This is a genomic window from Anabaena sp. FACHB-595 (assembly GCF_048568275.1).
Lineage (GTDB): Bacteria > Cyanobacteriota > Cyanobacteriia > Cyanobacteriales > Nostocaceae > Trichormus.
Genome location: NZ_CP183473.1, coordinates 536,092 through 546,103 on the forward strand (window position 1 = coordinate 536,092; position 10,012 = coordinate 546,103).

Below are 10,012 nucleotides of genomic sequence, written 5' to 3' on the forward strand. Positions count from 1 at the left end.
CTATCCTACCGATTTAAAAACTAATAATGCTTGTGGGGGTCGGTAATGGGTAAAACAATTACCAATCACCCACCCTATAACTATATGTTAAAAATCACATCAGTCTGTAGTGTATCGCCGGGGTGTATAAACCGATATACTACCATCACTACGCTGAATAGACCGGGTTCGTGTGGAACCTACCAGAATCACGGTTCGCATATCGGCGCTATCTGCTGCTAGCTGGTCAAGAGTAATTACTTTAACAGTTTGTCCTGGTCTGCCAATATTCCGCGCCAATACTATGGGAGTAGAAGGTTTTCTATATTGCAGTAATATATTTTTGGCTGCTGTTAATTGCCAAGTACGTTCTTTAGAAACAGGATTGTAAAAGGCTATAACGAAATCAGCCTTGGCTGCTGCGGCAATGCGTTGTTCAATGATTGACCAAGGTTTTAAGATGTCAGATAGGGAAATAGCACAAAAGTCATGCCCCAAAGGTGCGCCAATGGTGGCTGCGGCGGCCTGCATGGCGGAAATCCCTGGCGCAACATGAATATTAATGCTTTCCCATTCTGGTTTAAAATGATAATCCAGTACTTCAAACACAGCCGCAGCCATTGCATAGATACCAGGGTCGCCAGAAGAAACTACAGCCACATATCGCCCAGTAGCGGCTAAATCAAGCGCCATCGTTGCACGGGCAATTTCTTCGCGGTTGTCTGATTCATGACGTTGCTTACCATCAGCCAGAGAACCAACTAAATCTAGATAGGTTTTGTAACCAACTAAGTCTGTTGCTGACTGGAGGATTTCTTTCACCTCTGGAGACATCCATTGTGAACCACCAGGGCCAGTCCCAATAATAGCTAACCTCCCCCGTGGTTGACCGATGGTATCGGGGTCGATGGGTTGGGGGGAAATGGCGATCGCAATATGAGAAGATGAAGCAATTAGTTGACCAGATTTATCTGTGGCGGTTAGTGCAGTGGCTTCAGCGAGGTTATAACCTTCTGTGAGTAAGGTTTCTAGTTGGCTGGAAGAGAAAAATCTGGTTGGGACACCATAGGTATTGGCTACAGCGTCAATTACTGGACTCGCGGCGATGGTGATGGGTGCAAATACTGCGGCGATAGATGGGGGTGCGAGTTCCGCGTCAGCGAGTAACTGCTGTATAGATTCTACAGTAACAGAGGAGTGAGTGATAGCGATCGCTACAGTTTTGGGATGATACACCAAACAATTAGCTGTGGGAGTCACCAGGCGTTCAGTTATCAAGATAGTTAAATCACCCTTAGGGTCGATAGGTAACTGACTATTACTTAACCAAGGTGCAGTTCCTTCTAATCTTACCTGCGCCCCTGCTAATAAATCTGAGATAAACTTTTTTGCATCGTCTGGGTTTGCTAAATGATATCCAGGGGGAGGAGATAACAACGCCGTGCGGAAACGAATATCGCCCGTTGTTGTAATTGCAGCCTTAACCTCTAGCGCCTCACCAATGCGCCGCGCCAAGTCATTTACCCCATTGAGTCCACCCAACAAAGGTACAACCGCGCTACCATCCTCCGCCACAGCCACCACTGGCGGTTCTTGACGTTTATCGGAAATCAAGGGTGCTAATGTTCTGATGAGAATACCAGCCGCACAAATCCCAATTATCGGCGTTCCCCCAGCAAACAACTCCCGCAGGGTTTCACCAAAATTCGTCAAGCTAACATCCACCCCAGAGGTGCGTCCTGCTAAACCGTATAGTGTCGCCCCTGGTAAGACAGTCATTATTTTACGGGCTAGTGCGACACTATTTTGACCCAATACTACAACAGCAGGTGCAACCTTTTTCATGGGAGTTCTTGAGCGTTAGAATTCATATTTTGGTCGATATTTTTCAAATCAAAAGATTGTGAAGTGTTGGACTATGCTTATCCAACATTTACAATGGTGACTTGATTGTTCCTTACAGAGAGAAAAGCACCTCCTAGCTTCTGCGGCATTCTTAGAGATTCGACTGACCAGGCTAAAGCATAATCAATATCATTATTTGTTTTTGGAATAGATATTTTAAAATCTGGGAAACAAATCTGAGTTTTAACTTCTTGCCATACAGGCATTGTGCCTGTATGTACTGTATAGTTCCGTAAATACGAATTTACTTTAAAATTTTGGTTATATACGTTTATATCCTGTTGTTGACGTATTGTGAAATCACTACAAATCACAACTGAAAGTCTTTGATCTATATAAAAATGCACTATATAATACATTGCTGGGACTACAGATGTATTTGTGATAATCGCATTCAATGCTATCGGCTTTGAAAACTTCTCATCTTCTTCAAAATCAAGTCTAACTGAGTTGTTCTCAATGCAAAATTGTAGTGCTAAGTCAGGAGCATCAGCACGATTAGCAGTATCTCGAACTTCGTACTCCTCCATCGGAACCGACTGATAATTAAACCTTTTGTAGAAAATATGATTATCTGCCATGTGAGGCGCACGTTTGCTTTGTGGAATGTCAACCACATAAATAACGCGTCCAGGATTATTCTTCTTCAGTTCAATTTGCTTGATCCTAATACCATCAATACGACGTTTAATCTTTGAATTAATTACTTGTTCAAGCCATTCTTTTGTTATGTCTGCGGGATCATAACCAACATCAATTTTAATTGGAAGATGATTATCCTCAATTACGCCATATATGATTACCCCTCCTGCTGAGTTAGCAAAAGCAGATACATCTTTACTCATTTCCCTTCGCTTAGAATCTGTTTTTTGGAGAGCCTCACACGCTTTATAGTCAAGCTCAAGGCTTTCTTGAACTCCTTCTTGTATGAGTAATTCAATATCTTCCTCTTCCCAATCCCAAGGTTCTTTCATAGCATTATTTCTTTATTCTAATTTAATGTGGCAGTCAAAAGATGTTATGTGTCTAAACCTATAAACAAAACATTAGAAGAGACAGTATAACAAAAAGATAATTTTCCAATTTTCAAAATATAAGAACAGTTAGTCCAACACTAATTAAAAAATAATATGAGCATTGGTTGGTACAAAACTTCTACAACCTACTCTTAGTAGGTATCACAATCATGGCAAAATAAGGTACTTCAGCCGGATCAACTTCATCTAAAGGTATAATTCTCTGCTGTGTTGTTGTTGCCCGTTCGATATATAATGCCCGTGATGCTAGTCCTAATTGATGTAGGACATCGCGCACTTTGGTGAAGTGGCGACCTAGTTTCATAATGGCTGCTGCATCGGTTGTTAGCAATTTGGAAGTGAGTTCTTCTGCTGGGAGGGGTGCGGGTAGTACGGTGAGAATATCGTTGTAGTAGGTGAAGGGTACACCCAAGGAAACGGGACAAGCCATCAGTGAGGAAACGCCGGGGACGACCTCAGTTTGATACTTTTCAGATAGGCGTGTGAACACATACATAAATGAACCGTAAAAAAACGGGTCGCCTTCACACAGTACGACTACATCTCTGCCGGCTGCTAGGTGTTCGGCTATGGGTGCAACTTCTTGGTCGTAGATTTCCTGGGCTTTTTCCGGTTCTAAGGCGCGGGGGAGGTGATAGGCTACTTCGATTTGTTCACCTGTAAGATATTGGGAAACGATCGCTCGCGCTATACTTTCTTTATCTGTGGCTGATTGATAGGCAATGACAGGAGCAGCACGTAGTAACCTCAATGCTTTGATGGTCAATAGTTCGGGGTCTCCTGGCCCTACACCCACCCCGTAGAGACGACCTTTAGCTGTCATGATTATTCTTCCTCCGTGGCCAGGGCGTTAACTGCGGCGGCGGCGATCGCACTCCCACCCCGCCGACCGTGTAAAGTCATATATGGGATATTACGGCTATCTGCTGCCAATGCTGCTTTTGATTCAGCTGCACCCACAAACCCGACTGGAAAGCCCAAGATTAAGGCAGGTTTGGGGCATCCGGCATCTAGCATTTCTAGTAAGCGAAATAGGGCTGTAGGTGCGTTCCCAATGGCGACAACTGCCCCTTCTAGATGTGGTCTCCACAATTCCAAAGCCGCCGCCGACCGCGTATTACCCAATTTTTTTGCTAGTTCTGGTACTTCTGGTTCATTCAAGGTGCAGATAACTTGATTATTGGCTCCTAAGCGCCGTCTTGTCACCCCGTCGGCTACCATACGGCAATCGCACAAAATCGGTGCGCCGGCTGCTAGTGCTGCCCTGCCTGACTGTGCCGCCGTGGCTGAATATCCTAAGTCTGTGACAATATCCGTCATTCCACAGGCATGAATCAGGCGTACTGCAACTTTTGCTATGTCTGGCGGGAGTATATCTAGGTTGGCTTCTGACCGGATGATAGCAAAGGAATTGCGGTAGATTTCATTAGCATCGTGGATGTAGTCAGACATAGGATTTGGTTGAGAAAATAACTGTTTTAGTTGGGGTGTCTCATAGTGATTAGCGAATTGCCCAAAAGATTCGTTTGTTTTTGTGCATTCGTTTTTATACACTTTTAGTATTCGCTCTATCGTTGTCGGCAATTCAGCAACAGTTATATAGGGGTGAATTTCTCGACCGAATTTTTCATTACTATCACCGTCACCCACATAAACTTGATACCCCTCTCCCATTTCATTATTAACACCGAGTAGAGTAATATCACTATTGCCGTGGTGGGCGCAGGATTTATCACAACCGCTAAAGTGGATAGTTACTGGGTGTTCTAGACTGATGTGAGAATCTAGATAATTTGCTAGCGCGAGGGCATGACTTTTAGTATCTGTAGCAGCCGCCGCACAACCTTGAATACCAGAACAAGCTACTAATCCACTCTTGATATTTGCGAGTGAGAAATCTAATCCTAACCCCAAAACTTGACTCTGAACGTCAGTCAGCGATTGTTGAGGAATGTCTGTTAACAACAAGTTCTGCCAAGGTGTCAGCCTGAGAGTTCCATTCCCATATTTGGTAGATAAATCAGCTAAACCCCTGACTTGCCAAGTTTCCAAACGACCAAGGGGTAAAACAAGACCAATGTAATATAAGTTTTGTTGGTGTTGGGGATGAATGCCGATGTGGTGGTATTTACTATTTGACCTCCCCCCCAACCCCTCTTCTACAAGGATAGGGGAGAAATGCCTTGTCTTCTCCCCCTTCCCTCGTAGGGAAGGGGGTAGGGGGGTTAGGTTCTTTCCCCCAAGGGGAATCGTTAAACGTTTTTCAGCTTCTTGAAGATAATTATTTAACCCCAAACTGTTCACTACTTCTCGCAGACGGGGCTTGCGTTTACTGCTAGCGTCAGTATGCAATAAGTAAACATCCGCCAAGGCTGTTAAGACTGGTAAGCATTCCTCTGGTAACAACAAAATTCCGATGTCAACAGGCGGTTTTCCTTTTGCACCGATACTTAAACACAGACGGAAGCAAACTTTGTTCTCTACTAAAGTGGCAGTAAAGGTGATATCGTTGAGGCGATCGCTTACCGAAACTAGTCCCCCACCATCAAAACACACGCTAAACTTTGCCGATAGTCCTGAGAAGACAGAATTTTCAGTAATGTAATTATCCCAGCTTCTAACGAAGGGGCGGGTATCGATTAATTCTTGAGGATCAATACCAGCCGTGGGACTGGTCATAATATTGCGGATTTGGTCTACGCCTGCATTGCTAGAACCCAAACCCAAATCTTGCAAATACTTGAGGACTGTAGAATCTATGCTGGCGCGTATTTCCCGGATTTGGACGTTAGCACGATTTGTCACATCGACATAGCCGCCACCATATTGGTCAGCAATATCTGCGATCGCCTGACATTGTGTACTATTAATAATTCCACCCGGTATTCTGATGCGAGACAAGATCCCATCTTGGGCAGGCGTGGCATAAAACAAGCCAGGACAAGGTGTTAAACCAGACAACAAGACAATCACTCCTTCCCTGTGCGACGCAGAGATTAGACAGCTAACTCTTGGAATTGGCATTCTGACTCGGAAAGTTACAAGAGAAATTCTTGGGACTTTTCATCACAGCTGCGGCACAGCCCCGGAATCGCACCGGAGTTTCCCAACACCAAGTTCTAGTAATCTACCATGAGTTGCCACTCATCATATTGACTGCTTCATATTTTTCATTAACTCGATAGTCTTTGTTAATTAGAATAAATATTAAATAAACAGAAATTAATATACGATTCATACTTAATTTCTAAAATGTACATGGCGGGCAATGCCCAGTAAACACATACTGATATTTTGCAAAAATTAAATCTGATTCCTATAGTTGTATTCAGTACTAATTATAAAAAAGATAACCGATTTATTAAGTAAATCGGTTATCTCAAATTTTAGCTCTTAAACTATTAACAAATGACAACAATATTATTGCTAAACTCCGACTTTAGCCTTTGACCAAACACCGTTTTCATCTTCGTCAAATTTTTGATGAACAGCTTCCCAAGCTGCTTGTTCAGCTGTAAACTCGTCAGTTGTCTCATTTAACACACCGTTATAACGTTCAATAAAGGTGCTTTGAGCTTCTGAGGAAAGGTGAGAACGGACTTCAGGAGATAAATCTTCTGGACTCTTGCAAGGCCCAGGACAAGGACGAGCCAAGGTTTTATCAATTGTGCTGAGTTCTTCTGCACCAGCACTTTCCAAGAGGAGCTGGAATTCGCCGGCGCGATCGCTTGGTACTTCGGTTAATAACAAAAATTCGCCAGCTTGTAGGCGGGTTTGGTAGATTGCAGCTTTCTCCTCTGGCATCCCCAATGTGGTCAGAACGGAAACTAAACCAGCGCCAGCACTACCGGCGATCGCCCCACTAGCTGCCCCCAATAGTAAAGCACTGATGGGGCCTGCTGCCACAATCGGCCCGACGAAGGGAATAAACAGTACGCCTACACCTGTTAACAAACTGAGGAAGGAACCAAACAGGGAACCAAAAATTGCTCCTGTTCGCAAACCACCCAAAATCACATCTCTTTTGGTGATAAAACCTGCAATCCGAGTTTCAGATTGGAAGTTTCTGCCCATGACGGAGATATGGTCTCTGGGTACACCTCTATCTAACAAACGGCGAATTACATCATCAACTTGTTTCTGCTCTTTAAATACGGCAGATATAGTACGTTCTGCTTGATAAACTTCTGGCACTTCTATACTCCCTAATTTTATTTGTACTGCGTGTGTTAGTTGTCAGTTGTTTTTATATCCGGTGTAATACTTTCCCTGTGAGTAGTCTTTCCATGATTTCCCCAGGGAAATTTTTGATTTCTCCATATCTCTGGGCCTTTGTGGTGGAAAAGTCTTTCCTGAATTACAAAGGCACAGAGAAAAAAGCATTACACACCAACAGGTGTTTTAGTTTCTGTTGCTGGTTGTGTACCATTTGGCTCAATTGGTTGCCCTTCAATAAATGAGCGCAACATCCAAGCAATCTCTTCATGTTCTTCCATGAGTCCGGTGAGGAAGTCGGCAGTTCCTTGATCTTGGAACTCATCACCACTGCGGTCTACATGGTCTCTAAGGTTGCGAATCAATTGCTCATGATCCTGCACAAGATTAGCGACCATTCCCGTAGCGCTAGGAACATCTCCAGCGTGTTCTTTGAGGGTGGCAAGTTGCAAAAATCCTTCCATTGAACCTATAGGATAACCACCTAAAGTCCGGACTCGTTCAGCGATCGCATCAATATTCTCTGTCAGTTTTTCGTAGTGTTCTTCCCATAGTTGATGTAGACTGCGGAACTGTGGCCCAACCACATCCCAATGGTATTTTTTTGTTTTCACCAAAAGTAAATAAGAATCTGCTAAATCTTGATTCAACAGATTAATTACTCCTTGACGCTGTTCGTCTGTTAAACCAATGTTTATTCTAGGCATTGCTTTTCATTCTCCGGTGAACCTATAGATTAAGTTCTCAAAATATCGGTTATATTTACATCGGTCACTGGAAAGATTGTCCTTTATGCGTAATTACAACTAAAGGATTACTTCGAGATTTGATTATGAAAAAATCCAAATATTATTAAGGTGGGTAATACCTAACAAAACCCGTTCATGACTGGCAATAACCACACTACTCGTAATTCAAAAATTCCAGAGTATTTTTACAAGACTTATTGGCTGATTCGTGAAATTGCTCCCACATACTAAATAATAGGCAGTAGGTATTTTGGGCGATTACCTATTACCTATTACCTATTATTGAAACCTTATCCTTTGATAGGTGGAGATTTCAAGATTCTTTATGCTTAATTTTTACCGGTGACTTTTTCCAGGAAGTTTTGGATATCACCTTCTACTGAGCTTGAGTCTTGGGAATTTGCAGGACGCTTCTGCTTATTGATATCTGCGGCTCCTTGAACTTCGTTTAGTCCTTCATTCGATTTCTTTTGAACTTCTTTTAGCCCAAGAGGTGCGGATCTAGCAACTTCATCAGTCGCTTTCTGGGTTTCTAAAAGTTGGTCTGTAGCTTCTGTAGGCTCACTTTGGTAGCTACTAATGGCAAAAGCAGGAACTGTGCTAGATAGAAATAGCAATGCACAAGTAAAAGCAACAATTAAAAAGCGGACTGGGCGTAACATAGATAAAGCAACACTAAAAATCTTCATTTGTAACCCTCATCGTTAGCATCAACTACTCTTAACTTTTACTTTGAGAAAGAAGCACATATTTTTATTTAAGCAAATTAAATAAATAGACTGCTTCTTTTGAAGTTGTTAAGTTACAAGCTTGGCGAATAATTATTTCTGATATACCTGTATTGAATTGGAAAATTCAAGTATTCAATCGGTTTTAGTTATTCCGCTTAAAGGCTTGCATGATGATTTTATATCCTAAAAAAATAAACTAATACATCGACCCGTGGAGTGAATTTATCTTTGTTATTATTTACAATAAAATCATTCTTTAGATAGATCGAATTACAAATGAATTATCTATTTAATTATTATATCAAAATTATTTATTCTTCAAAATATAGAAACCAAATAATCTGTTACTTAAAACAGTGATCTTTAAAGGTTGAATTATAATTACTGATGATAAAAAATAAAGGTTTAAAACTACGTAGTAATACGGCAAAAATTCCCCAGGGCTGGTAATGAGTAAAAACTCTATAGTATACGGATATAAGATTTTCAGTTTGTTTTTATAATTATGTGATTTTGTAGTGATTTTCTGCGTAAGAATCCCTGGTATAGTTCATAAAAATGGTTTTTATGTAGTATCAAATTTCAGAAGAAGAAGCGATCGCCTGAGCTATCGTTCCGCAAATGCGCTGACGATTCCCTTGCCCACCTTGATAAATTCAGCAGAATCACGGTTACGTAAATTTGTGCTTTTGATCAAAACTTCGATTATCCAGTTTATGAGGGTGAGTTGATGATTAACCCTGTAACGAACGTCATTCGCGTCAATCAGGCAATGGCAAAAGAAGTTGCTCATGAGTGGGAGCGAGCCTCATGTAGTGAAATCAGTGCCTACTGTTTACATATCTTGCAAGAGATTGGTTGTAGTTATACTGAACTCCCAGAAAACCTACAAACACGCGAACAGCAACTTAACTTAATCGCAGGCTTTGCATCTTATGCTTTTGGGGAGGTAGAAAATGTCCAAACTGCTAATTGAAGATAATTTTGAAGATAATTTCTATGCTTCAGAATGGGCAGAGACGGTAACTGTACCAGCAACGGATGATGATTTGTTAATTTTGACTCAAAAGTTATCTAATCAGTTCGTCCCGACCCAGGTATTTTTTCAAGCTGTAGCGATCGCTGCCTATGATGGTGCATCCGCTTTCCGCTATGCTGATAATTATTTGACTAGCGCTAAACATAAAAATAGGCGTAAAAATCCCTTGTTGTTCAGGAAACCGTTGACAAATTTTGATTATAACTAAAGCTTTACAGGTGTAGGTTTTTCACATCAGAGCTAGTCACCTCCTACGATAGATTCTCTATTTATCTCTTCTCTGACTTGTTCAGCATTATTGTAAAAAACCTACATTCAAAATTAAAGATTACTGAGCTTGTGTCCCAAACTATCCAA

The 10,012-nt window shown here is 41.7% G+C and carries 9 protein-coding genes, 1 pseudogene and 1 riboswitch; of the genes and pseudogenes, 2 read left to right on the forward strand and 8 right to left on the reverse strand.

Annotated elements, in window-relative coordinates:
* Positions 1-99 precede the first annotated feature (99 nt).
* The 8 genes and pseudogenes from cobJ to ACN222_RS02275 form a co-directional block, all read right to left on the reverse strand.
* Positions 100-1,824, reverse strand: a complete 1,725-nt coding sequence (gene cobJ / locus ACN222_RS02240) for a precorrin-3B C(17)-methyltransferase (protein WP_010994629.1) — start codon at positions 1,822-1,824, stop codon at positions 100-102.
* A gap of 77 nt (positions 1,825-1,901) precedes the next feature.
* Positions 1,902-2,858, reverse strand: coding sequence for a helix-turn-helix domain-containing protein (locus ACN222_RS02245; RefSeq protein ID WP_010994630.1), 957 nt, complete (start codon positions 2,856-2,858; stop codon positions 1,902-1,904).
* Positions 2,859-3,039: 181 nt separating this feature from the next.
* Positions 3,040-3,744 carry a precorrin-2 C(20)-methyltransferase gene (locus tag ACN222_RS02250; RefSeq protein ID WP_010994631.1) on the reverse strand — a complete coding sequence of 235 codons (705 nt, stop codon included), beginning with the start codon at positions 3,742-3,744 and terminating at the stop codon, positions 3,040-3,042.
* A 2-nt stretch (positions 3,745-3,746) separates the two neighbouring features.
* A complete protein-coding gene (locus ACN222_RS02255) occupies positions 3,747-4,373 on the reverse strand; it encodes a precorrin-8X methylmutase (RefSeq protein ID WP_044522708.1) in 627 nt (208 codons plus the stop codon).
* A gap of 99 nt (positions 4,374-4,472) precedes the next feature.
* Positions 4,473-5,945: pseudogene (gene cobG, locus ACN222_RS02260) on the reverse strand (precorrin-3B synthase); the annotation flags it as partial.
* Positions 5,923-6,053, reverse strand: a riboswitch (cobalamin riboswitch). (Overlaps the previous pseudogene by 23 nt.)
* Before the next feature lie 294 nt (positions 6,054-6,347).
* A complete protein-coding gene (locus ACN222_RS02265; protein WP_044520642.1) occupies positions 6,348-7,115 on the reverse strand; it encodes a ChaB family protein in 768 nt (255 codons plus the stop codon).
* Positions 7,116-7,303: 188 nt separating this feature from the next.
* A complete protein-coding gene (locus ACN222_RS02270) occupies positions 7,304-7,843 on the reverse strand; it encodes a Dps family protein (protein WP_010994634.1) in 540 nt (179 codons plus the stop codon).
* Positions 7,844-8,214: 371 nt separating this feature from the next.
* Positions 8,215-8,574: a hypothetical protein gene (locus ACN222_RS02275; RefSeq protein ID WP_010994635.1), complete on the reverse strand. Its 360-nt coding sequence runs from the start codon at positions 8,572-8,574 to the stop codon at positions 8,215-8,217.
* 772 nt (positions 8,575-9,346) lie between these two features.
* On the opposite strand from ACN222_RS02275, the gene ACN222_RS02280 reads away from it, so the two are divergent.
* Entirely contained in the window at positions 9,347-9,592 is a 246-nt protein-coding gene (locus ACN222_RS02280) for a hypothetical protein (protein WP_010994636.1), read from the forward strand.
* On the forward strand, positions 9,573-9,863 hold the full coding sequence (locus ACN222_RS02285; RefSeq protein ID WP_010994637.1) for a hypothetical protein: 291 nt from the start codon (positions 9,573-9,575) through the stop codon (positions 9,861-9,863). Before ACN222_RS02280 ends, ACN222_RS02285 begins: the two co-directional genes overlap by 20 nt.
* Positions 9,864-10,012: the final 149 nt, after the last annotated feature.